General features: G+C 31.2%; 22 protein-coding genes. 13 read left to right on the forward strand and 9 right to left on the reverse strand.

Annotation, left to right across the window (positions count from 1 at the left end):
- Positions 1–5: 5 nt before the first annotated feature.
- Both FUA26_RS07675 and FUA26_RS07680 read left to right on the forward strand, forming a co-directional pair.
- Positions 6–668, forward strand: coding sequence for an ABC transporter ATP-binding protein (locus FUA26_RS07675; protein WP_147133913.1), 663 nt, complete (start codon positions 6–8; stop codon positions 666–668).
- 58 nt (positions 669–726) lie between these two features.
- Entirely contained in the window at positions 727–1,941 is a 1,215-nt protein-coding gene (locus tag FUA26_RS07680; protein WP_147133914.1) for a sensor histidine kinase, read from the forward strand.
- Here the strand turns inward: FUA26_RS07680 and FUA26_RS07685 are convergent.
- Positions 1,938–3,116 carry an MFS transporter gene (locus FUA26_RS07685; protein ID WP_317131284.1) on the reverse strand — a complete coding sequence of 393 codons (1,179 nt, stop codon included), beginning with the start codon at positions 3,114–3,116 and terminating at the stop codon, positions 1,938–1,940. The genes FUA26_RS07680 and FUA26_RS07685 overlap by 4 nt on opposite strands.
- Positions 3,117–3,198: 82 nt before the next feature.
- Here FUA26_RS07685 and FUA26_RS07690 point away from each other — a divergent pair, with 82 nt between their 5' ends.
- Both FUA26_RS07690 and FUA26_RS07695 read left to right on the forward strand, forming a co-directional pair.
- Complete coding sequence (locus FUA26_RS07690; protein ID WP_147134396.1) at positions 3,199–3,963, forward strand: TIGR02757 family protein; 765 nt, start codon at positions 3,199–3,201, stop codon at positions 3,961–3,963.
- A 47-nt stretch (positions 3,964–4,010) separates the two neighbouring features.
- A complete protein-coding gene (locus tag FUA26_RS07695; protein WP_147133916.1) occupies positions 4,011–5,498 on the forward strand; it encodes a S10 family peptidase in 1,488 nt (495 codons plus the stop codon).
- 82 nt (positions 5,499–5,580) lie between these two features.
- Here FUA26_RS07695 and FUA26_RS07700 read toward each other — a convergent pair whose 3' ends face one another.
- Positions 5,581–7,473 (reverse strand): M61 family metallopeptidase, encoded by a 1,893-nt coding sequence (locus FUA26_RS07700; RefSeq protein WP_147133917.1) that lies wholly within the window; start codon positions 7,471–7,473, stop codon positions 5,581–5,583.
- Between the two features lie 97 nt (positions 7,474–7,570).
- Here FUA26_RS07700 and FUA26_RS07705 point away from each other — a divergent pair, with 97 nt between their 5' ends.
- From FUA26_RS07705 to FUA26_RS07745, 9 genes are all read left to right on the forward strand, one after another.
- Entirely contained in the window at positions 7,571–8,578 is a 1,008-nt protein-coding gene (locus FUA26_RS07705; protein WP_147133919.1) for a glycosyltransferase family 2 protein, read from the forward strand.
- Between the two features lie 35 nt (positions 8,579–8,613).
- Positions 8,614–10,539 carry a BatA domain-containing protein gene (locus tag FUA26_RS07710; protein ID WP_147133921.1) on the forward strand — a complete coding sequence of 642 codons (1,926 nt, stop codon included), beginning with the start codon at positions 8,614–8,616 and terminating at the stop codon, positions 10,537–10,539.
- Complete coding sequence (locus FUA26_RS07715; RefSeq protein WP_147133923.1) at positions 10,536–11,792, forward strand: dihydroorotase; 1,257 nt, start codon at positions 10,536–10,538, stop codon at positions 11,790–11,792. The genes FUA26_RS07710 and FUA26_RS07715 overlap by 4 nt, the downstream gene beginning before the upstream one ends.
- An 8-nt stretch (positions 11,793–11,800) precedes the next feature.
- Positions 11,801–12,139 carry a hypothetical protein gene (locus FUA26_RS07720; protein ID WP_147133925.1) on the forward strand — a complete coding sequence of 113 codons (339 nt, stop codon included), beginning with the start codon at positions 11,801–11,803 and terminating at the stop codon, positions 12,137–12,139.
- A gap of 3 nt (positions 12,140–12,142) precedes the next feature.
- Positions 12,143–12,796: an alpha/beta hydrolase gene (locus FUA26_RS07725; protein ID WP_147133927.1), complete on the forward strand. Its 654-nt coding sequence runs from the start codon at positions 12,143–12,145 to the stop codon at positions 12,794–12,796.
- Between the two features lie 136 nt (positions 12,797–12,932).
- Positions 12,933–14,018, forward strand: coding sequence for a LamG domain-containing protein (locus FUA26_RS07730; RefSeq protein ID WP_186826883.1), 1,086 nt, complete (start codon positions 12,933–12,935; stop codon positions 14,016–14,018).
- A 1,171-nt stretch (positions 14,019–15,189) separates the two neighbouring features.
- The gene (locus FUA26_RS07735) at positions 15,190–15,771 is read left to right on the forward strand and encodes an LOG family protein (RefSeq protein WP_147133930.1); all 582 of its coding nucleotides are present in this window, start codon (positions 15,190–15,192) and stop codon (positions 15,769–15,771) included.
- 67 nt (positions 15,772–15,838) lie between these two features.
- A complete protein-coding gene (locus FUA26_RS07740; protein ID WP_147133933.1) occupies positions 15,839–16,927 on the forward strand; it encodes an L-dopachrome tautomerase-related protein in 1,089 nt (362 codons plus the stop codon).
- Positions 16,928–17,019: 92 nt separating this feature from the next.
- A complete protein-coding gene (locus FUA26_RS07745) occupies positions 17,020–17,733 on the forward strand; it encodes a hypothetical protein (RefSeq protein ID WP_147133936.1) in 714 nt (237 codons plus the stop codon).
- Between the two features lie 89 nt (positions 17,734–17,822).
- Here the strand turns inward: FUA26_RS07745 and FUA26_RS07750 are convergent, their stop codons facing one another.
- The 7 genes from FUA26_RS07750 to recN all read right to left on the reverse strand — a co-directional run bounded on the left by FUA26_RS07750 (position 17,823) and on the right by recN (position 25,569).
- The gene (locus FUA26_RS07750) at positions 17,823–18,527 is read right to left on the reverse strand and encodes a response regulator transcription factor (protein WP_147133939.1); all 705 of its coding nucleotides are present in this window, start codon (positions 18,525–18,527) and stop codon (positions 17,823–17,825) included.
- Between the two features lie 4 nt (positions 18,528–18,531).
- A complete protein-coding gene (locus FUA26_RS07755; RefSeq protein ID WP_186826884.1) occupies positions 18,532–20,103 on the reverse strand; it encodes a sensor histidine kinase in 1,572 nt (523 codons plus the stop codon).
- 77 nt (positions 20,104–20,180) lie between these two features.
- Positions 20,181–20,768 (reverse strand): dephospho-CoA kinase, encoded by a 588-nt coding sequence (gene coaE / locus FUA26_RS07760; protein WP_147133942.1) that lies wholly within the window; start codon positions 20,766–20,768, stop codon positions 20,181–20,183.
- The gene (locus tag FUA26_RS07765; RefSeq protein WP_246109101.1) at positions 20,765–21,724 is read right to left on the reverse strand and encodes a YbbR-like domain-containing protein; all 960 of its coding nucleotides are present in this window, start codon (positions 21,722–21,724) and stop codon (positions 20,765–20,767) included. Before FUA26_RS07765 ends, coaE begins: the two co-directional genes overlap by 4 nt.
- Before the next feature lie 33 nt (positions 21,725–21,757).
- Positions 21,758–22,762, reverse strand: a complete 1,005-nt coding sequence (locus FUA26_RS07770; protein ID WP_147133945.1) for a glycosyltransferase — start codon at positions 22,760–22,762, stop codon at positions 21,758–21,760.
- Positions 22,763–22,966: 204 nt separating this feature from the next.
- Positions 22,967–23,785, reverse strand: a complete 819-nt coding sequence (locus FUA26_RS07775) for an enoyl-ACP reductase FabI (RefSeq protein ID WP_147133948.1) — start codon at positions 23,783–23,785, stop codon at positions 22,967–22,969.
- A 131-nt stretch (positions 23,786–23,916) separates the two neighbouring features.
- The gene (gene recN / locus FUA26_RS07780) at positions 23,917–25,569 is read right to left on the reverse strand and encodes a DNA repair protein RecN (protein ID WP_147133951.1); all 1,653 of its coding nucleotides are present in this window, start codon (positions 25,567–25,569) and stop codon (positions 23,917–23,919) included.
- Positions 25,570–25,579 lie beyond the last annotated feature (10 nt).

The following is a 25,579-nucleotide window of genomic DNA, read 5'->3' on the forward strand; positions in this document are numbered from 1 at the left end:
AATGCATGATTAAAGCCAAAAACATACATAAGTTTTACAAAGATTTACACGTTTTAAAAGGTGTTGATGTTGATGTTAAAAAAGGCGAAGTAGTTTCAATTGTTGGTGCTTCGGGTGCAGGAAAAACTACATTACTACAAATTTTAGGCACTTTAGATAATGCTTCAAAAAAAGAAGATTTTGAATTAAATATTAATAACACCAACCTAAACAAGCTCACTGATAAAGCTTTGGCAAAATTTAGAAATAATCATATCGGTTTTATTTTTCAGTTTCACCAATTATTACCAGAATTTACTGCTATTGAAAACGTTTGTTTACCTGCTTTTATTAAAGGAACACCTAAAAAAGAAGCTGAAACTAGAGCCAAAGAATTGTTAGATTTTTTAGGCTTAAAGCACCGGTATGACCATAAACCAAGCCAAATGTCTGGTGGTGAGCAGCAACGTGTTGCTGTGGCAAGAGCTTTAATTAACAAACCAGATTTAATATTTGCAGATGAACCTTCGGGTAATTTAGATAGTGAATCGGCTGAAAATTTACATAACTTATTCTTTAAACTGCGTGATGAATTTGGGCAAACATTTGTTATTGTTACCCACAATGAAGAATTAGCAAATATGGCTGATAGAAAACTCATTATGGTAGACGGAAAAATTATTTATTAAAAAAACCTCTTTTTTGTTTAGTTTTTTACTATTTTAGTTGAACATTTAAAATAGAGCCATGCAGCTAAATACCATTCCAAAAAATGAAGAAGATAGGCTTTTAGCTGTTAAAAGCTACAATCTTGAAAAAAACCAAGACAACACAGATTTTAATAACATTACTGAACTTGCAAGTTCTTTAACTAACATACCAAATGCTTTAATTTCAATTGTTGAAAAAGAAAAAGTTTGGTTTAAATCGGCTAAAGGTTTAGATATTTGTAGCTCAGACCGTAATTTATCTTTCTGTAATTACGCCATAAACAGTGATGATGATTTTTTTATTATTGAAGACACCACAAAAGATTTACGTTTTATAAACCACCCTTACACCAAAAATGGTAAAGATGCTATTGTATTTTATGCAGGCGTTTGTTTAATAGATGAAAACAACTTTAAACTTGGTACTTTGTGTGTTATAGATAACAAACCAAATTCTATAAATACAACACAAAAAAACAGTTTAAAAATACTTGCAAAACAGGTTGTGAAACTTATTGAGTTAAACAAAAGCAACAGTAAATTAAGGCAAACTAAAAGAAAACTAGTTAAAAGAAATAAAATGCTAAAAGGTTTTGCAACACAAGTTGCCCATGATATGAAAATGCCTTTAGCAAACATGATTTTAACATCCGATATTTTAAAATCTAAATACAAAAAAAGCCTAGACCAAAAGGGCGAAGATTATATTAATAACATTAAAAACGCTTCATTATCACTTAACAACTACATTAATAACCTTTTAAACTACTATGAAAACAGTAATTTAAGTAAAAAAAATGTAGAAACGTTTTCATTTAATCAATTACTAGAAGAAGTTATTGATATGCTAAATATAAAAGTAAATTGTTCTGTAAACCTTCCTGATAAAGATGAAGACATAACTACTAATAGAGCAGCACTTGAACTTATTTTGCTTAATTTAATAACCAATAGTTTAAAATATAATAATAAACCTGAAACTATAATAAACATTCATTTAAACACAACGAACACTAATTTTTATGTTATTGAAGTTTCAGATAATGGTATTGGTATACCAACAAAAAAACAAAAGAAAATTTTTAAATTATTTTCTACCATTGAAGAAACCGATCGTTTTGGGCAAAAGGGCCATGGTATTGGGCTATCAACTGTAAAAAAATTAGTGAATAAATTAGGTGGTAACATTAGTGTAAAGTCTACAATTAATATTGGTAGCACCTTCAAATTTTCAATAAAAAAAGGTATTTAACCTCTTTTCTGCTTTAACAACACAAAAAGAGCTAATAATGGGCCAATAGCCAACATTAAAAATAAGTATTTAACTGGTAAAATATGTGTTGCGTAATTTAATAATTGAATACTAAATATAGTTACACTAAACCCAATACAATTTACAATAGTTAAAGCGGTACCTTTTTTACTGTTAGGCGTACTTTGAGCCACTAATGCTGAAAACAAAGGAGAATCTGCAATTACAACCATACCCCAAAACATCATAAACACTAAAAATATATTTTTTGATGCATACATAAAAAACAGTGGCGATACCAAACAGCAAAAGCAAGATAACAATAAAGCACCTGTAGCTATAATTTTTGCAGTGTAAATTTGTGATAATTTACCAGAAATAACACAAGCCAAACCTCCAATAGCTATAATTAAAAAAGATAACATTGATATACTAAAACCTGTAACATCATGATGTGTTTTATAGGCTTTTAAAACAAAAGGTACAAATGCCCAAAAAGCATAAAGTTCCCACATGTGCCCAAAATAACCAAAAGCTGCAACCCTAAACTTTTTATTACTAAAAACATTAAAAACCACTTTAAAATCAAAACGCTGTAACGGTGCTCTATAAGGTCCATTTGACACAAAACTAAGCACCAACAAACCTCCTAAAACTGCTAATATTGATGTTGTAAAAATTACAAAACTTACAGAACCACTTATACTTAAATAATTTAGTAAATGTGGAAACGCTGTGCCCAAAACCAAAGCACCAACTAAAAAACCTAATGATTTGCCTAAGCCTTCTTTATAATAATCGGCCGCTATTTTCATACCAACAGGATATATACCTGCAAGAAAAAAACCTGTAAAAAACCGTAAAATACTCAAACTGTAAACCGTATGGTTGCCTATAAATACAAACAAATTAAAAACCGAAGCTATACATGCGCAAACAAAAAATACTTTTGAGGGTGAAAACCTATCAACTACAGTAAATAAAGCAAATAAAAAAGTACCAATAATAAAACCAAATTGTACTGCTGTTGTTAAATGCCCCAAAGCTTGGGTGTTTAAATTAAAAATTAATGCTAAATCTTTACTAATAGCATTACCAGCAAACCACAATGATGTGCAACAAAACTGTGCTATAACTATTATGGGTAAAATGTATTCTTTAAAAATGATAAATATGGTTTTTCAATTTTAACTTAAGTCGGTGTATTAATATGCTAATTACATTTATTTTTGTGAAATAATGACACTAAATACACACATAACAAAAACAGAACTACAAGATTTTTTAAACGAAAAAGTAATACTGTACAACAACCCCAAGTTTATTGAAAGTGACCCTATTCAAATTCCGCATTTGTTTTCAAAAAAAGAAGACATTGAAATTGCAGGTTTTTTAACAGCAACTATAGCTTGGGGCAACCGAAAAAGCATTATAAACAATGCCCAAAAGCTTATATTTTTACTTGATAATGCACCGTATGATTTTGTTAAAAACCATACAGATACCGATTTAGAAAAACTTGAACCTTTTGTACATCGTACTTTCAATGGTACAGATTGTATACACTTTATTAAAAGCCTAAAAAATATTTATACGAACCATAACGGACTTGAAAATTTATTTGCAAAACACGCTAAAAGCAATACTTTACAAACAGCCATTTCGCAATTTAAAACCGTTTTTTTTGAAATAGACCATTTAAAAAGAACACAAAAGCATGTGAGTGATCCGTTAAAAAACTCAGCTGCAAAACGCATAAATATGTATTTACGCTGGATGGTTAGAAATGACCATGCTGGCGTAGATTTTGGTATTTGGCATCAACTTTCTCCCAGTCAATTATCATGTCCTTTAGATGTACATTCGGGTAATGTGGCGCGTAAATTAGGGTTGCTAACACGAAAACAAAATGATGCCAAAGCTCTTTTTGAGTTAGATACAAACCTAAGAAAACTTGATAGCAAAGATCCTGTTAAATATGATTTTGCTTTATTTGGATTAGGAGTTTTTGAAGGATTTTAACATTTCTTTTAATTATCTTTAAAAAATATTTCAAATTACAAATATTTATGAAAAAAACGTATTTATTACTCTTACTTGGTATTTCATTAGTTTCAACAGCACAATCTATTAAAATTCCAACAGACACAACGGTTGTTACTACACACAATACCACCGTTAAAGGCACTTCATTTTCATATACTGCCGAAACCGGTATGCAGCCTGTTTGGAACAAAAAAGGCGATGTTATAGCTACTTTATACTACACCTATTACAGCCGAAACAACATAAAAAATAATGCAGAAAGACCTCTACTATTTTCATTTAACGGCGGTCCTGGTTCAGCATCTGTATGGATGCACATTGCATACACAGGTCCTAAAGTTTTAAAAATTGATGACGAAGGTTATCCAATACAACCTTATGGTGTTAAAGATAACCCCAATTCTATTTTAGATATTGCTGATATTGTTTACGTAAACCCGGTAAATACAGGCTATTCTAGAATGATTCCTAACAAAGATGGAAAGTTACCTAAGCGCGATACGTTTTTTGGCATAAATGCCGATGTAGCTTATTTAGCCGATTGGATGCATACGTTTGTTACTAGAAAAAACCGCTGGAAATCTCCAAAATACATTATTGGCGAAAGTTACGGAGGCACCCGTGTTATGGGGCTTGCTAAAGAATTGCAGGCAAAACAATGGATGTATTTAAACGGTGTAATAATGGTATCTCCAGCAGATTATAAATTGTACAACACATCGCAACCCGTTTATTCGGCATTAAACCTACCATATTTTACAGCTGCCGCTTGGTATCAAAAAGCGTTAGATAACAATTTACAGCAGCAAGATTTACTTGATATTTTACCTGAATCTGAAGATTTTGCCATTAATAAACTAATGCCTGCCATTGCTAAAGGTGGTTTTATTTCTGAAACCGAAAAACAAGAAGTTGCTACAAAAATGGCACATTTATCAGGGTTAAGTGAAAAAGTTATTCTTCAGCATAATTTAGAAGTGCCTACATCATTTTTTTGGAAAGAATTACTTCGTGATAAAACAGGTTACACTATTGGCAGATTAGATTCTAGGTACTTGGGTATTGATAAAACTGAAGCTGGTGATAAACCCGATTATAATGCCGAATTAACCTCATGGCTACACTCTTTTACACCTGCTATTAACTATTACATTAGAGAGCATTTAAACTTTAAAACCGATATTAAATACAACATGTTTGGTGATGTGCACCCTTGGGATAGAAATAACAACAACGTACGTGAAGGTTTAAGGCAAGCTATGGCACAAAACCCGTATTTAAAAGTACTTATTCAATCTGGATACTATGATGGAGCAACAACCTATTTTGGTGCAAAATATACCATGTGGCAAATTGACCCTAGTGGAAAAATGAAAGATCGTTTTACATTTAAAGGCTACCGTAGTGGCCACATGATGTACTTGAGGCATGCTGATTTAATAAAAGCTAATGATGATATTAGAACATTTATTAAAAACTCATTAAGCAACGGTAAATCTGCTAAATATTAATTACATGTATATTACATAACATAAAAAAGAGGCTATCTTAAAAGTAAGATAGCCTCTTTTTTTATGCTTAAAATTTATAGTTTTACCCTTTTAACCAAGCTTTACGTAACGCTTTTTGGGCGTTGGTTACATTACCTAATTCTACTATTTTTTTGCCAGTAGTATAAGGTTGGGTTGTTTTAGTTTTTATTGTAATTTCTTTACCATCTCTTACCAAAACCACTTCAATATCTTGCCCTTCTTCCCATAAAAATACTTCTTGTAAAACAGTATTAGCATTTTGTAATGTTAAATTGGTACCGTTAATAGTTTTTATAACATCATTTGGTAAAGCTCCTTGCTCTGTCCAAAAGCTATTTTTAGCTACCATATCAGAAAAGTAAATGATACCTTTTTGCCCATCGCCACCAACAATAGGCATACCTTCCATTAAAATATAATTGGTTTTTACTCTACCTTCGCCAATTTCTAATCCTACTTTATTAAAAAATGTATTGTAATTAATAGGTGTATCTCCAATAACATGTGTGTTAAAAAAATCGGCTAAAGACGGGTACGTCATTGCTACAATTTCATCAATTAATTTATCATCTTCAAACGGTTTATTTTTTCCGTATTTATTAGATAATTCTTTCATTAATGATAAAATACCACGATTACCATTACTTTCTTCTCGCATTAAAATATCAATACACATACCTATTAAAGCACCTTTTTGGTACACGTTTACATATTGGTCTTTGTATTCATCTTTCAAAACGTTTTCACTCATAATGGTAAAGCTCATACTATCATCCATTAAAGCGGCCGATTGTATTTTACCCATTATTTTGTTGTAAAATTCATCTTCATTTACCAAATCTTGATTCACCTGAAACAAGGTTGCAAAATACTCTGTAACACCTTCATACATCCATAAATGTTTTGAAAACGTTGGGTTGTTATAATCAAAATAATGCACATCTTCAGAGTGTACACTTAGTGGTGTTACAATATGAAAAAATTCATGTGACACCACATCTATCATACCTTCGGCTAAAGCTTCATCACTCATACTTTCGGGCATAACTACTACTGTTGATGTATGGTGCTCTAAAGCCCCAAAGCCTTTTGGTGAGTTTTCTTTTTCTTCTGATAGGTATAAATAAATATCATAGCGCGGTGTAGCGTTAATATCACCCATATATGTTTTTTGGGCTTGCATCATTTTATAAATAGTTTCTTTTAAAGATTTTGCAGAATGTACTTTGTTTGGCGAGTATACACTTAATACAATTTTTATATCGCCCACTTGAAACTCTTCAACATCTAAATTACCATACATCATTGGGTTATCAGTTATATCAAAATAACGTGGTGCAAAGTAACTTGTAGTTAACATTTCGCCATTAGCACTTTTGGTAGTGTTTACAGTTTGTAATGCCGATGTTCTAATAAAACTTGCCGGTGCAGTAACATCAACTTTATATTGGTTGTTTTTTAATGAATCAAAATAGCCTATAAAACCGTGTAAGTTTAATACATAATTATTGGGTTCAATATTAGTACCCGATGGCGAAAACGGTACATCTTTACCTATACCACCTTCGTCTTCTTCATCATAAGTGTCATTTACCCAATAGGTAATTTTATCTAAATCTTTAGCTTGTGCAATGCTCCATGAGTTATCATCTAACTTTGTAACGGGCATAGCTTCACCTTTATAATTAATGGCTTTAAAATCATCTATATATTTACCAAAATCACTAACAGAATAGGTTCCTTGTACAACTTTTGGCAATCTGTAAGTTACGGTTTCAATAGTAAACCTGCCTGGGTTTATGGTTACCGGAGCTTTATCATTAGTTACGGCCGATAGATCAATGGTAGTTTCAATGGGGTTGCTCACAGCCAAATCATTATTGCTGTTTTTTGTAGAGCTACAACTAGCCAAAACAATACCAGAAAAAATAGCTGCAAAAGTTCTTTTATTCATTATTTGTTAATTTTTAAGTTTGTTAAATGACGTGCAAAATAGTATTATGTTACAATTTCTCATCATAAGTTTTTGTTAAAGATAGTATATTCGCACAATGCAAAGTCCACTTATAAGTATTCTTACACCTTTTAAAAATACCGAAGTTTATTTAAATGAATGTATAAATTCTATTTTAAATCAAACTTACAACAATTGGGAGCTGTTAATTATTGATGATCATTCTACTGATAACAGCTACAAAGTAGTTGAACAATATGCAAAAAATGATAACCGTATTAAACTTTACAAAAATAACGGTAACGGTATTATTGACGCCTTAAAACAAGCATTTGCAAATAGTAGCGGCACATTTATTACCCGTATGGATAGTGATGATATAATGACGCCCAATAAGTTAGAAGTTTTAGCTAATAATTTAGCAACCTATGGCAAAAAACATGTAGCTGTAGGCTTGGTAAAATATTTTAATGCCAATGGTGTGGGTGCAGGTTACAAAAGTTATGAAAACTGGCTAAACCAACTTACTTTGAAGGGTAATAATTATAATGAAATTTATAAAGAATGCGTTATACCATCTCCTTGTTGGATGATTCACAGAGATGATTTAATAGCTTGTGGTGCCTTTAACCCCAATGTATACCCTGAAGATTACGATTTAACGTTTAGGTTTTACAAGCAACATTACACATGTATACCTTGCAATGAAGTTATACACCTATGGCGCGACTACAGTACCCGAACATCGCGTACGCACGTGCATTATGCGCAAAATCACTTCACAAGTTTAAAAGTGCATCATTTTTTAAACATAGATTACAACCCCAATAAAACACCCGTAATTTGGGGCGCTGGTACCAAAGGTAAACTTATGGCTAAACTATTTATAAAACATAATATTGCTTTTAAATGGATTTGTGATAACCCTAATAAAATTGGTAAAGAAATTTACGGGCAACAATTACTTAAATTTAAAACTTTGGCTGAAATTGAAAATCCGCAAAGTTTGGTAACAGTAGCTAACAAAGAAGCACAAAAGGAAATTAAAAACTATTTAGAAAAATTAAATTTAAAACCCATTAAAGATTATATATTTTTTTGTTGAAAATTTTACTTAATTTTGATTAATCTTAAAACAGTATGCAGTTTAAACACCCCGAACTTCTTTACGCCTTATTTTTACTGCTAATTCCAATTATTGTTCACTTATTTCAATTACGCAAGTTTAAAAAAGAAGCGTTTACCAATGTGGCTTTTTTAAAAGAAATAAAACAAAACGCACGTAAAAGTTCTCAAATAAAAAAATGGCTTATATTATGCACAAGGCTTTTACTTTTAGCTGCTATTGTTATTGCTTTTGCGCAACCTTTTACTACTAAAAATAACACTTTTAACACAACAAAAGAAACCGTTATTTATATTGACAACTCCTTTAGTATGCAAGCCAAAGGAAACCAAGGAGAGCTTTTAAAACGCGCCTTACAAGATGTAGTTAGCAACCTACCTGAAAACGAAAATATATCTATACTAACTAATAACAATATTTTTAAAAACACCACATTAAAAGCCATTAAAAATGATGTTTTACAAATAGATTACACCGCTAATAAACTAGCTTTACCATCGGTTTTACTTAAAAGCAAAACGCTATTTAGCAACCAAAAAAACACGCAAAAAAATCTAGTTTTAATTTCAGATTTTCAGCAAAACACTGCCAATTTCACACCAGAAACAGACACATTAACCAACATACATTTGGTACAGTTAAAACCTGTTAACACCAATAATATTGCTATTGATAGTGCTTTTATTGCATCGCAAAATTTAGCAAACACCCAACTAACTGTTGTAATTAAAAACAGTGGTAAACCCGTTAAAAACTTGCCTGTTTCTGTATTTAACAACACTCAATTAATTGCAAAAACATCGGTTGATGTTAACCAAGAAGCCACAACAACGTTTTCATTACCAAATACTGAAACTATTAATGGCAACATAACTATTAGTGATGCTAACTTAAGGTTTGATAATAGTTTGTTTTTCAACATTAACAACAACCATAAAATAAACGTTTTAGCTATTAATGATGAAGATGATGATTATTTAAAGCGCATATTTCAAAAGGATGAATTCAACCTAACATCGGTAGCAGCAAATGCGCTTTCATACAATATAATTGATGCCCAAAACCTTATTATTTTAAACGAACTTAAAAACATACCAAACGCATTAATTTCGGCTTTAAATCATTTTACAACCCAAGGTGGCTATGTACTTGTAATCCCTTCAAAAACAAGCAACTTACAAACTTACAACGCTTTTTTAAGCAACAGAAATATAACTTTCAACACATTAAATACTTCGCAAAAAAGCGTTACAACCATCAACTACGCACACCCTATTTATAATAATGGTGTTTTTGAAAAAAAAGTTACCAATTTTCAATACCCAAAAGTGCAAAGTTTTTTTGAAACTACGTCAAATAACGCGGCTTCCATTTTAAGTTTTGAAGATGGTAAACCGTTATTACTTCAAAATAAAAACACCTTTATTTTTACAGCAGCTTTAAATACAGAAAACTCTAATTTTAAAAGCTGGAATGTTATTGTGCCAACCTTTTACAATATTGCAAAACAAAGCTTTAAAGCACCAAAATTATATTATTCCATAGGAAAAAATAATAGTTTTGAAATTGAAACTCAACTACAACAAGATGATATTTTAACGCTTGAAAATAAAACTATCAACCTAATACCAAGGCAAAAATATTTTAATAATAAAGTTGAAATAAACACACAAGAAACACCCAATATTGCAGGTATTTACGCTGTTAAGAATAAAAATACTACCGTTGGTAACGTAAGTTATAACTATGATAATACCGAAAGTAATTTAAGATATCAAAACCTAGAAAACATAAAAAATGTAACTGTAAGCAATTCAATAACCAATGTTTTTAATACACTAAAAAGTAACGCAAAAGTTAATGCCTTATGGAAATGGTTTGTTATTTTTGCATTAGTATTACTCATTATTGAAATGCTCATATTAAAATATTTTAAATGAACATACTTATAAAATCTGCCACTATAATTGATTCTAAAAGCGACTTTAATAACGCAAAACAAGATATTTTAATTGAAAACGGCACGATTTTAAAAATTGCCAAAAACATTGAAACCCCTAACAATTACCCTGAAATTACGCTAGATAATTTACATGTGTCTCCAGGGTGGTTTGATAGTAGTGTGTCTTTTGGTGAACCTGGTTTTGAAGAACGTGAAACCATTAACAACGGACTTAAAGTTGCAGCGGCATCAGGCTTTACAACTATAGCTTTAAACGCTAATACCAACCCGGTTTCAGATTCTAATTCTCATATTACATACGTAAAAACTAAAACAGCTAATAATGCTGTAACCGTATTGCCTATTGGTGCTTTAACAGTTGGTTGCAAAGGCGAAGATTTAGCCGAATTGTATGACATGACCACTGCTGGCGCTGTATCATTTTATGATTACAAAAAGCCTATTAGCAACCCAAACCTCATGAAAATTGCCTTACAATACGCTGCAAATTTTAACGGTTTGATACAATCATTTCCGCAAGAAAACAACCTTGTTGGTAAAGGTGTGGTTAATGAGCATATTACCAGCACTAAACTAGGTTTAAAAGGCATACCTGCATTGGCTGAAGAGTTGCAGGTGGCTCGCGATTTATTTTTGCTAGAATATACTGGTGGTAAATTGCACATTCCCACCATTTCATCAGCAAAATCTGTGGCACTTATTAAGGAAGCTAAAAAGAAAAAACTTGATGTAACGTGCAGTGTAGCCATTCATAATTTATTTTTTACAGATGCTGTTTTAACAAGTTTCGATTCTAACTTTAAAGTTTTACCGCCATTACGCACAAAAACTGATATTGATGCGCTTATTGAAGGCTTAAATGATGGCACCATTGATATGGTAACCACAGATCACATGCCCATTGATATTGAAGAGAAAAAAGTAGAATTTGATCATGCTGCTTACGGCTCCATTGGTTTAGAAACTGCTTTTGGTGCCTTACAAACTATTTTCAATACCCAAAAAACAGTTGATATTTTAACCAAGGGGAAACAACGTTTTGGAGCAACATCAACAGCTATAAATATTGGAGCGCACGCTAACCTAACACTTTTTAATCCGGAAGGTAAATATACTTTTAGCAATAATAACATAATATCAACATCTAAAAACAGTATGTTTTTAAATGCTACTTTAAAAGGGACAGTTTATGGCATAATTGCTAATAATACCCTTGCAATAAACCAATAATATTAACCATGACACCACAAGATATAGAGCGCGGTAAAAAAAACGCCATAATAAGCTATATAACCATATTTGGCGTTATAATAGCCTATTTTTTAAATAACGAACCTCATAAAAAAAGCAACTTTGCTGGCTTTCATATAAGGCAATCTTTAGGGCTATGGCTTACGTTTTGGGCACTTGGTTACGTAATTGGTAGTTTTGATAGTTGGTTGGTAACCATGGGCTTTTACTTGTTTTTTGCAGTACTTTTCATTTATGGTTTTTCTATGGCCATTTCTGAAAAAGCAACCGAAGTACCACTTGTTGGCAAATTATACCAAAAAATATTTTCAAATTTCGCAAAATAAACCATGAGTCAATCGCTTTCACTTCATCATATTACAAAACCATCAAGTTTAAAAGAAAACGCACCTTTATTAATCATGCTTCATGGTTATGGTAGTGATGAAAACGATTTATTTTCGTTCGCTTCAGAATTACCCGAAGAACTTTTTATAATTTCAGTAAGAGCGCCCTACCCTATGCAACCTTTTGGTAATGCATGGTATGCCATTAATTTTGATGCTGAAAAAGGCAAATGGAACGACCAACAACAAGCCGAAGCTTCTAGAGACGTAATTGCAAATTTTATTGATGAGGCTGTAGCACATTACCCTGTTAACAAAGACAATGTAACACTTTTAGGTTTTAGTCAAGGCTGTATTTTAAGTTGTGCTGTGGCTTTAAATTATCCTGAAAAAATTAAAAATATAGTTGGCCTTAGCGGTTACATATATCATGACATTTTACCAGAAAATTTACAAGAAAAAGATTATTCTAATTTAGATTTTTATTGCTCACACGGTAGCGTAGACCAAGTTATTCCTGTTGATTGGGCAAGACAAACCCCAGTATTTTTTCAAAGTTTAAATATAAAATACAAATATTCTGAATTTCCTGTGGGCCATGGTGTAGCACCTCAAAATTTTTACGAGTTTAAAAACTGGTTAACAAAACGTATATAGATTAGCAAAAAAACAATTATTAGCGTTAAGCACCTAAAAAAACAAAGGGGTGTTTAGGTTATGTCAAGTTCATTTTTAATAAAAACTTTGTGTTTGCACGTAATTTTACAGGCAAACATTTAATAAAAATTTAAAAATGAAAAAAACCACTAAACTACTTATTGCTATATTTTCTATGGGTATTTTTATAGCTTGCAGTTGCTCTAGCAGTAATGATGAAACTGTAAATGAACAACCACAAGAGGAAACCCCAAAACCAAACCCCGAAGCACCCGAAGAAACTGAAGAGGAAACAACCAACCAAACCTATGCAGATATTGAAGTACCTGCCAATGCTGGCAATGGCATGGTGTGGCAATTTCAAGAAGATCTTTCGGATGATTTTGAATATGAATATGCTGGCAACACATCATTAACTACATTTGGAAATGATAAATGGACCAATTTTTACCATAATGCTTGGAATGGTCCAGGGCCAACCATATGGAAACATGAAAACGTTACCGTTTCTGGCGGAAATTTACGCTTACTTACAACACGTGTTGAAGGTGAAACCAAAACCTACAGTGCCTCTAACGGTAACAGAACCGATAAAGCTACGCGCTTAGGTTGTATAACCTCTACAAAACGCGTTAAATATCCTGTATTTGTTGAGGCACGCGTAAAAGTTGCCAACGCCTTTTTTGCTTCAGATATTTGGATGCTAAGTCCTGATGACACACAAGAAATTGACATTTTAGAAGCCTACGGCGCACAAGATAGCCGCAATGAGCAAACTTGGTTTTCTGAGCGTTTTCATATAAGCCACCACGTATTTATAAGACAACCGTTTCAAGATTACCAACCTAAGGACGCTAGCACGTGGCAAAAAATTGATGGTTACCCATACACCTCTAGTGATTGGGTTAGAATTGGTATTTACTGGAAATCGCCAACATACCTTGAGTACTATATTAATGGTAACCTTATTAAGGTTATGGATAATTTAGATACCGTTGGTGGTAAAGATGGTATAGATCCACTTAATTACACTTCGCCTACCGGAAATGCTGCCGATAGAACTGGTTTAAACAAAGAAATGGATATTATTATTAATGCTGAAGTACAAAACTGGAATGCCGAAAAAGGCAGAATGCCAACCGATGAAGACATTAAAAACAGACCCGAAGACCATACCTTAAAAGTAGATTGGATACGTGTGTTTAAACCCGTTACCCAATAAATTACATAGAAAAACTATAGCTAAAAAGGTTGTGTTACGCGGAGTACACAACCTTTTTTTATGCGCTTATTTTAGAACGAAACGAGACTTTGTTGTGTAAAAAAATAGGCGCTATTTTCATTCGACTATATTAAGTTTAAAAATTAGTAAAACCAATCCCTGAAAGAACACTTTAGGTTAAAGTATCTGTGTAATAAAAAAATATGATTCAATTAAAAAATGTTAAATAGAAGTTAATTTTTGGGAAAATGAAACATATAGATTAAATTTGTTTTAAAATAAAAGTCCGTTGCTGGAACAACAGACTTTTTGATTAATAATTAAACAATTACTTCCTGCCACTTTGGTCAGGAAATGTGGAATTTATAGTAACCACATTTTAATAAGACTTATTGCCGTCTGAACTATAAGTTTTATTTCCTTTTCAAACACAAGCCACCATCGTGGTTTGTTTTTTTTGATTTCTCTCAATATTTCTAAAGATTAAAATTAAATTCCCTTAATTAAAGGTCTAAGGGCTCTAACCTGCTTTGTCTTAACTCATAGTAGAAGAATTAGGTTTTAGATTTTTACAAAAATACTTAATATATCGTTTAAGCACAAGCTGATTTTATACATATTTATTATCACTTATCAACAATTAAAAATGTTAAAAAAAAGTTAAAATATTAACTAAAGAGTGTTTCAATTATATTAATAGAGATCATTATAGTTTTTATCTATTGACAATCTTAAATGCACTAGTGAAAATTGATATTGTAAATATTAATGATAAAATGTAAGATAAATCGAAATCATAGATAAAAAACATCCGTTAATGGAAAAAAATAACCAAAAAAGAATAATAGAGATTTTAAGATAGTTTCTGATAGTTTGAAAATATTTATTATTTTGTTCTATAAAATTAAAAAAAGCTTATACAGAAACACTCAACAACATTGAGTTTTACTTGACTATACGAAAAATAATTCCACTATAGATTCTGGCATTTGCAACTATTAATTATAGACAAACTAAATCAAAAAAAAGAAAAGAATTTAAACTAAAATAGTCAAAGTAAAAAGCGATTCAAAAAATTTCTAAAGACAACAAATAACCAACCCCATCACCAATTCCAACCCATTGCCAAAAACACTTAAAAATTTCTCAAAATAAAAACATCACAAATTAAATGAAAAGAATCACTGTTTTTTGCGGTTCAAGCTTTGGAACCGATAACGATTTTGAAATTAAAGCCTATAAACTTGGTGAAACATTAGCCCAACAAAATATTGAGTTGGTTTACGGCGGCGCCAATGTAGGTTTAATGGGTGCTGTTGCCAATGGCGCACTTAAAAACTCTGGAAAAGTAATAGGTGTTTTACCCGAGTTTCTAAAAACAAAAGAAATTGCGCATAATGGTTTAACCCAATTAATTTTGGTAAAATCTATGCACGAAAGAAAAACCAAAATGAATGAACTATGTAATGGCGTAATTGCTTTACCTGGTGGTTTTGGCACTTTAGAAGAACTTTTTGAAATGTTAACCTGGGGGCAATTGGGCTTACATAAAAAACCCATTGGCCTGCTAAATGTAAACGGATTTTATAATGAATTAATGGCGTTTTTAAACCAAATGGTAGAAAAAGGGCTGCTAAAAGCTGAAAACAGAAACATGGTGTTGGTAAGTGACCAAATTGATGAATTACTTGCAAAAATGAAAAACTATAAAGCGCCACAAACTGGAAAATGGATTACTAAAGAAACAACCTAAATAAATAAAGCACCGTAAATTAAATGAAGCTTGTATTTATTAAATTAGTAGCTTAAAAAATAAACGCATGAAATTATCAACATACATATTGTTTTTAGTAACCATTTTAGCATCGTGTAAAAACACTGAAAAACAAACAAAAAACAATACTGTAAAACAAGTAGAAAAACCTACAACAACTCCTACAAACAAGGTTATTGAGGTAGCACAATTTAAAGGCCAACAAGTAACAGGCGTAACCGTATCAAACACCGGAGCAATTTTTGTAAATTTTCCAAGGTGGCGCAATAACATTACTACCTCTGTAGCACAAGTAACAAATACTAACAACGTTGTTAGTTACCCAAACGAAAATTGGAATTCATGGAAAATGGGCAGTCCGTTATCAAACAATACGTTTGTTTGTGTACAGTCTGTAGTAGCTTTCAAAAACAATTTATACGTACTAGACACCCGTAATCCGCAATTTAAAGGCGTGCTTGATGCTCCTAGAATTTTTGTTTTCAACCTAAAAACAAAAACATTAACCAAAACATATACACTTAATGAAAACGCCTATTTTAAAGATTCGTATATAAACGATTTAAGGATTGATAAAAAACATAATAGCATGTATTGTACAGATTCTGGTCATGGTGGTTTGGTTGTTATAAATTTAGAAACAGGCGCAAATAAGCGTATACTTAATGAACATACATCAACCACCGCAGAGGTTGACCACTTAACATTTAATGGAAAAAAATGGAACAGAACCGTACATGCCGATGGTATTGCTTTAAATGAAAAACAGAATAAACTATACTATCATGCACTTTCAGGCTACAGTTTGTATGCTATTAACACCAATGACATTCACACTAAAAAAGAATCTGAACTTAAAAATAGTGTAATATTTGAAGCAAAAACAGCAGCTCCAGACGGGATGATTTTTGATGATAATGGTAATTTATATTTTGCCGATTTAGAAAATGATAAAATAATGTACCGCCAACCCAACGGCACAATTAAAACACTAATTGCAGGCAATAATGTTAAATGGGCCGATACTTTTAGCATTTATAACGGCTATTTATACTTTACAAATTCTAGAATTAACGAAGTTGAAGGTGATATTAGCAATATGATATTTACACTCAACAAAATTAAAATACAATAGGTATGTTACCATACTTTTAAGAAATACTTTTCTTTCTTTAACTTTAAGTTTTTTCGTTTAAATTAGCATGCTAATTTATAAAAGCCCTAAATATGAAAAACACTTTTTTAATTGCTTGTATGTTTTTAATAGTTTCATGTAAAAGTGATAAAAATAACACAAGTGCAACTGCTGAAACACCTGTAAATACTGAAACCGAAGCAAACATACCTGAAACAAGTAATACTAATTTTACACCATACATAGTTATTAATGTTAGTGATAGAAGTAAAGAACGTATTGATGAAACTGAAGATTTTGCACCTGCAGAAGTTAGAACCACACACATAAAAAACAAAGGCTTTGTTACCACACTTAAAATGTATTTAGGTTCATTTGAAGATGCGCATTATTATGGCTTAAATTTAGCATATATAAGAAATTCTGGTAGTGCTTTATTAGAAACCAAAACGTATAAAATTGCTACAACTAGTGATATGGTTAAAATAGATAAAGGTATTGATGCTTATTTTGAAAGCTTAGAAACTTTTGATGAGGAGGCGTTTATTACTGCTAAAAGTGTTGGTACTATTAATGATTTTACTGATGATTTTTACGCACCTTTAAATGATGATAATATTTTAGTTATTGAAGCTGTTGAAGATTTAGGTAAAAGTGAAGATAACGCCTATTATTCTGAAAGTTTTCAGCGTATAAAAGGCTATTTAGTATTTAACGTTATAAAAATGATTACTGAAAAACCTTATACTATTCGTGTAGATTTTGATGTTATAAATGAAATAAGATTACCTGTTAAAAAAGACTAAAAAGCTTTACAACACTAATAAAAAAATCCAGTTACTTAATTAAATTGTAACTGGATTTTTTTTTTTAAATCAAATTGAATAACTATTATTTACTCATTAATTACAAGCCTAAAACCTTCGCCATGTATGTTAAGTATTTCTACTTTTTCATCTTGCTTTAGGTATTTACGTAATTTGGCAATGTACACATCCATACTTCTAGATGTAAAGTAATTATCATCTCTCCATATTTTTGTAAGCGCCAATTCACGTGGCATTAAATCATTTTCATGTAATGCTAACAAACGCAAAAGTTCATTTTCTTTAGGTGATAGTTTTACAGGGTCTCCTCCATTAAAGCGTAAAAAACGCAGTTTTGAGTTTAAATCAAACTTTCCAATTTTAAACTCAAATTGTTTACTATCAGATATTGATTCTGTGGCTTTACGTTGGATAATGGCTTTAATTTTCATTAAAAGCACTTCACTATCAAAAGGTTTATTTAAATAGTCATCGGCACCTACTTTGTAACCTTTTAAAACATCTTCTTTCATTGTTTTAGCGGTTAAAAATATAATAGGTACATCGGCATTTTTTTCTCTAATTTCTTTAGCCAATGTAAAACCGTCTTTGTAAGGCATCATTACATCTAAAATGCATAAATCAAAGTCGTCTTTTTTGAACTTTTCAAAACCTTCCATTCCGTTTTTGGCATGGGTTACTTCATAATCATTCATCATTAAATAATCTTTTAGTACGGTTCCAAAATTAGGGTCGTCTTCAACTAATAAGATTCGTTTTTTTAGTTCTTCCATATTTTTATGATATTAACGGAAGCTTAATTGTAAATGTGCTTCCTTTTCCTTTTTCACTTTCTACTGAAACATAGCCTTGGTGATCATCAACTATACGTTTAACGTAGGCTAAACCCAAACCATGTCCTTTTACATTATGTATGTTGCCTGTGCTTTCTCTATAAAATTTTTCAAACACATGCTTTACTGCTGTTTTACTCATACCGCTACCATGATCGGTTATTTTTAAGAGTACATTGTTACCAATGTTTTCAGTATAAACCTCAATTTCGGGCGCATTGGGTGAGTATTTTATTGCGTTATCTAAAATGTTAACTATAACATTTGTAAAGTGCGTTTCATTAGCTAAAACCGATGTTTTACTGGCATTTAAAAATGGTTTTATATAACCTTGCCTGTCTTCAACAATAAGTTCAACATGGGTTATAGCATCTTCAACTAAGTCGTGCAATTTAACGCGTTCCTTACTTATGTTTAGTTCATTTTTTTCTAGTTTAGATATTCTTAATACGTTTTCAACTTGGGCGTGCATGCGTTTGTTTTCTTCTTTTATCATAGATAAATAACGCTTCACTTTATCTTTATCATCAATAATTGCTGGGTTTCTTATGGCATCTAGAGCTAAATTTATGGTTGCTATAGGTGTTTTAAACTCATGCGTCATGTTATTAATGAAATCTGTTTTTATTTCAGATATTTTTCGTTGTTTAATTAACTGATATAGTGCACTTGTATAAGCTACTACAATAATAGATGTAAATACTATTGATAGTAAAATCATACCTATTATTGTTGATAGTATAAAACTTCTATCATTAGGAAAATTAACCAATAATTTATACGGGCTCTGGTTGTTTTCATCATAAAGCACTGGTACTTTATAAGTTGATGCTTTATCAAACTCAAAGTTTTCACTTTGTACTTTTGTTGCTAAATCATTGCTGTAAATGGCGTATTCAAAATCTATATCAATTTCGTCTCGTTTTAAAGCTTCGGTTAATAATTTATCAAGTTCTTTTTTAGAAACACGTTTATGTATGGGTGTTTTTTTTCGTATTTCTTTAAAACTTTTTTCAAAGCTTAGGCGTTGTGCATCTTCAACAATACCCGATGTTATAATTTTTGTTACTGGGCTTTGGTTTATGTCTTTGTCAGATAATTCAATATTACTGTAAACCTCGGCACTAGAGCTACCTATTATGTTTTGTATTGTAAGGCTATCTAAACCAATGTCAAAGAGCGATGAAGATAATTTATAATTTTCTTCTAAAACGTTGCTTCTGTAAATTAGCGTTTCTTTGGTGCTATTGTTTTGTTGATAAATTAATAGCTGAGAAACAGCAACAGAATCGGTTTTATCTTCTTTAGGCAGGCTTTGATATCTGTCATAATACTCAGCAATTTCGGTTTCCTCTAAGGTGTTTGAAACATAACTAAGCGCCCTTTGTACCTTGAATTTAAAACGTTCTTTTTCGTTTTTTACAGAGTCGTTAATAAAATAAGCTTGTACAAATATTATCCCTATTAAAGATAAACTCATTAAAAGTACCAGTAGGGTGAATATTTTCTTGCTCATCAAACCAAAATTAACATTTTAACATGTAGTACACTTATGTTTTAACCTTACCTTAACAAAAATGTTAAAATAGCAGGTTATTTGTCTTTTGCTAGCAGTTGCTTATGTATTTTTTCAACTTGAGCTATAGTGTTTGGTATTGTAGTATTTTCAATTACAAAATCTGATAATTTTACTTTTTCATCATCAGGTAATTGGTTGTTCATTATAGCTTTTATTTTTTCTTTGGTAGTATCATCTCTTTTTAATAAACGCTCTATTCTAAGTGCCAATGGAGCTGTAACTGTTATAACAAAATCACAGTGTTTATGGCCGCCATTTTCAAATAAAATAGCTACTTCTTTAATAACATAAACTGTATTTTGTTTGGCTACCCATTTTTTAAAATGCCTTGCAACTCTTGGGTGTACTATAGCATTCATTTTTTCTAAATAGCTTTTATCATTAAATATAATGCTGGCTAAATATGGCCTATTTAATGTGTTATTTACATAAGCATTTTCGCCAAAAAGTTCGGTTAATTTTCGTTTTATAACTTTTGATGTATTCATAAGTTTTTTTGCTTCATTATCAGCAATATAAACTGGAACACCCAAACTTTCAAACTGTTTTGCTACGGTAGTTTTACCGCTACCAATACCACCTGTAAGCCCTACAACTATCATTTTGTTATTATAAATTCTATTTGTTTGTTATTTATTTTAGCACTTTTTACGGTATTAGGAACACGCACCAGCTCTGGTACTAAAACACTTTGGTTTTCGGTTATTTTTGCATAGTTGCAAACTACTTCAAAATCTGTTGCAACTACATTTTGAAAATTTTTTAAACTTACATAGTAAGCCACCGTGACTTCTTTTGGAAAAATTTTAATTGTAACACCTTTTGGTACATTAATAACGTTTATTGGTATTTTTAAAGTACCCTCAGTAAATTTTTCTACATCAGCAGTTACACTTATTTGTTTTGCCGATAGGGTTAAATCTTTATGCGCTTTAGGTAATTTTAAAGCTATTTTAGTATCAATATTATCTCTTACATCATTTAAAACAAGTTGTTCTGTGGGTAAGTTTTTTATTTTTGAAACCAATACATGCGGGCCAATTACCACTACAGAATCTGGCTGTAATGCAATAGCATTTAAAGCATTGTAACCAATAGCATAATTAATTGAGGCGTTTAAGGTTACAGGTACTTTTTTTACCATGTTAGTATCAAACCTAAAAAATAATGTATCAGGGTTTATACTTAGCAATTCAACTTGTTTATCAAACTGGGTATTGTTTAAGTAAGCTTTAGATTTATTGTAAATGTATGTTTTGTTTTTTTTTATAACATCTTTACTAAAATCTACTTGTACTTTAGGCTTTTTAAAATAGTAATTTAACCACTTAAAACCGTGAGTTTTTAAGGTAATATTTAATTGTACCGAATCATTTAAAATAACATGTTCTTGTGGTACATTTATTTTTTCTATTTGAAACGATACAGTGTTGGTATAATCTTTTGATAGTTTTGATACTATTAATATTACAAATGAAAACAACAGAAACAAAAAGAACACATTAAGTTTTTTGCTTTTAATTGAAGCTGCTATTTTAGATTTTATTTTACCTATCATTTTAATAAGATAATGCCAATATTAAAGGTGCTATTATTTTTTAAAAAACAACTTAGGGAAACGGGCTTCAGGTTGTTTTTTTAGCACACCAACGGCCCATGTAGATTTTAAAAATCCATAACCATAACCAAAAAATTGTACGCAAATAGCTGGTATTGCTAACACCGAAACCTCTAAGTTTTTTGTAGTAGCTAATGCTACAAAAAAGGCCAATACAAAGTACAATGCGTATGCAAACAACAAGTTATTAAAATTGAATAAAACTAACAATAATGCTATTAAAAACCCTAAGCAAAATATAGTAGGAAACCAATATGTTATTTTTTTTGTTGAAGGATGCCACGTATTTAAAATAGGCCTTACCATACCAAACTTATGTACTTGAATGTAGAATTTTTTCCAAGAAATACGACGTTTATGAAACACCTTAGCATTTGAAATAAGTTTGGTTTTGTAACCTAAATTCCAGAGGCGAATTGATAAGTCTGGATCTTCACCAGGGTGAATACGCCCAAAACCATTTGATGCTTGAAAAGCTTGTTTTGAAATACCCATATTAAAACTTCTAGGTTGAAACTTGCCTACACTATTTTTATTTCCTCTAATACCACCTGTTGTTATTACTGATGTCATTGAAAAGTTAATGGCCTTTTGCAAATTGGAAAATGATTGGTGTGCAGCATCTGGCCCGCCAAAACAATCTACATAATTTTTATTTAGGCTTTTTTCTACGGCGTTTAAATAGTTTGGTGGTAAAATAACATCACTATCTAAAATAATAAAATAGTTGCCTTTGGCTTTTTGCATACCAAAATTTCTAGAATCTCCTGGACCAGAATTTGGTTTAAAATAATAGGCTATGTTTAAAATGGTATTAAATTGCTCTACTATATTTTTTGAGGTTATTGTTGAGCCATCTTCAACAATTACAATTTCAAACGGTGTATTGGTTTTTAAATTTACAAAACTTTGCAGGAGCTCTAAAGTTTCATCGGGCCTGTTGTAAACGGGTATTATAAATGAAAATTGTAATGCCATTACTTGTTTAACGTTGCTTTTGCGTTAGGGATTGAGGCTTTGTTGGAACTCTTTATATTTTGCTTATTTAATATGCTTTTTTGCAAAATATAAAAGTGACTGCCGAAAGCCCGACCCTATGGGTAACGCCCAAATTGTTTATACACAAATGTAGCAAAAAAGCCACCCAATACAGGTGGCTTTTAAAGGTATAATTTTATTTTTTTATTCTTCGTTCATAAATGTGCTCATTACTGCATCACTTACACCCATGTTGCTAAAACCGCCATCATTATAAAGGTTTTGTAGTGTTACGCGCTTTGTTAAATCACTAAATAGTGTTACGGTATAGTTTGCACAATCTAAAGCGGTTGCATTGCCTAATGGCGACATTTTTTCGGCATAAGATATAAATCCGTCAAAACCTTTTACACCACTACCTGCTGTTGTTGGTGTTGGCGATTGTGAGATGGTGTTTACACGTACTTTTTTATCTCTACCAAAGAAATACCCAAAACTGCGTGCTATACTTTCTAAATAGGCTTTATTATCGGCCATATCATTATAATCTGGAAATACGCGTTGTGCAGCCATATAGGTTAATGCTACAATGCTTCCCCATTCATTCATGGCATCGGCTTTGTAAAGTGTTTGCATTACTTTATGAAAAGACATGGCTGATACATCTGTTCCTTTTTGTGTCCAATCATAATTTTGGTCTGTATAATGTTTGCCTTTACGTACGTTTATAGACATGCCAATTGAGTGTAAAACAAAGTCTATTTTACCGCCTAAAATTTCCATTGATTTTTCTACTAAATTTTGTAAATCTTCAATAGACGTAGCATCGGCAGGAATAATTTGAGAGCCTGTTTTTTCGGCTAATTCATTTATTTGACCCATTCTCATGGCTACTGGCGCATTTGTTAATACAAATTGCCCACCTTCTTCATGAACGCGTTCTGCTGTTTTCCAAGCAATTGAATTTGAATCTAATGCTCCAAAAATGATTCCCTTTTTTCCTTTTAATAAATTATGTGACATATCTCTCTGTTGGTTTATTCCTGTGTTTATGTTTACGTTTTAATGTGTGTTACTAAAACTAATTTTAGTTACTTTTTTAAAGCTTCAAAAATAAGAAACTTATAATTTATTATTTAAAACTTATTGTTTTTTTAGTTGAGTAATTCTTTGGCGTGCGCTAGGGCTGATGATGACATATCTGAACCGCCTAACATTTGAGCTATTTCTACAACACGTTCATCATGGTTTAATTTTACCAAATTGGTTTGCGTTACATTATCTACATCTTGCTTATACACTTTGTAATGCGAATGCCCTTTGGCTGCAATTTGTGGTAAATGTGTTATGGAAAACACTTGCATAGTTTTACTCATTTGCAGCATAATATCGCCCATTTTATTTGATATTTCGCCAGAAACACCTGTATCAATTTCATCAAACATTATGGTTGGTAATTGAATGTATTTTGATAAAATAGACTTTATTGCTAGCATTATTCTAGATAATTCTCCTCCTGATGCTGCTTTTTTTAACTCATTAAAATTACCGCCTTTGTTGGCTGAAAATAGAAACACCAAATCATCTTTACCATTAGGTAAAAAAGCGTCTTGTAACTTTACTGCAATATTAAACTGCGCGTTGGCCATACCTAAATCTGCTAGTATGGTTTCTAGTTGTTTTTTTAATTCTGGAATGGCCAAACTTCTATTTTTATTAATAGTTTTAGCCAAGGTATTTAATACGTTTTCTTGTGCTTTTATGGCTTGTTGCTTTTTAGCAATGGTATCATCTAAATTTTCGGTAACAGCAACTTTTTCTTCAAGTGTTTCTTTAATTTTTATTAATTCTGAAACATCTTCGGCTACATGTTTTTGCATTAAATCATATAGTTTTTTTAATTTAGTATCAACCTGTTCTAGCCTATTGGGGTCTGCATCTAAACTATCTTGAAGTGTGTTTACTTCTGAAAAAACATCATCTAGCTCTATTAAACTACTGTTTACTCTATTAAATAAATCTTGATATTTTGATGATAAGCCTGTTAACTTTTGAAAAGTATTTTTTAAATTAGTTAAGGTTGGAATAGCTCCTAATTGCTCATCACTTAATAATTGATATGCTTCAGATAATTTTTCTTTGATACCTTCAATATTATTTAAGGTTTCAAACTCTTCTTCTAATTCGGGCAATTCACCTTCAACCAAATTGGCTTCCACTAATTCTTTTAATAAAAAAGCATTGTAGTCATGCTCTTTTATGGCTTCAGCTTGAAAATTTAAAAGCTCATTTAATTCTTTTTGTAGTTTTTTATAAACTTTTAATTCGGTTTTATAATTGTATAACGGTGTTTCGTTTTTTGCTAAAGCATCAATTATTTGAAATTGAAATCCGTCGTCTGTTAACTGCAATGTTTGGTGTTGCGAGTGAATATCTAACAAACGCTCACCTAAAAGCTGTAAACTGCTTAAATTAACGGGCGAATCATTAACAAATGCGCGCGATTTTCCTGATGGTAAAATTTCTCTGCGTATAATGGTTAATGGTTCATAATCAAAATCTTCAGCTTTGTAAAGTGCTTCTAATTTATAATCGGCTACATTAAAAACAGCCTCAATAATACATTTTTTTGAAGCGTCTTTCAAACTACTTAAATCTGCACGTTTACCTAAAATTAAAGATAAACCACCAAGTAAAATAGATTTTCCTGCGCCGGTTTCTCCAGTTATTATAGAAAAGCCACTATTGAAATCTACTTTAAGATTATCAATTAAGGCGTAATTTTTTATTGAAAGGGTTGTTAGCATAAGTTATGAG

This window comes from Seonamhaeicola algicola (assembly GCF_007997385.1).
Classification (GTDB): Bacteria; Bacteroidota; Bacteroidia; order Flavobacteriales; family Flavobacteriaceae; genus Seonamhaeicola; species Seonamhaeicola algicola.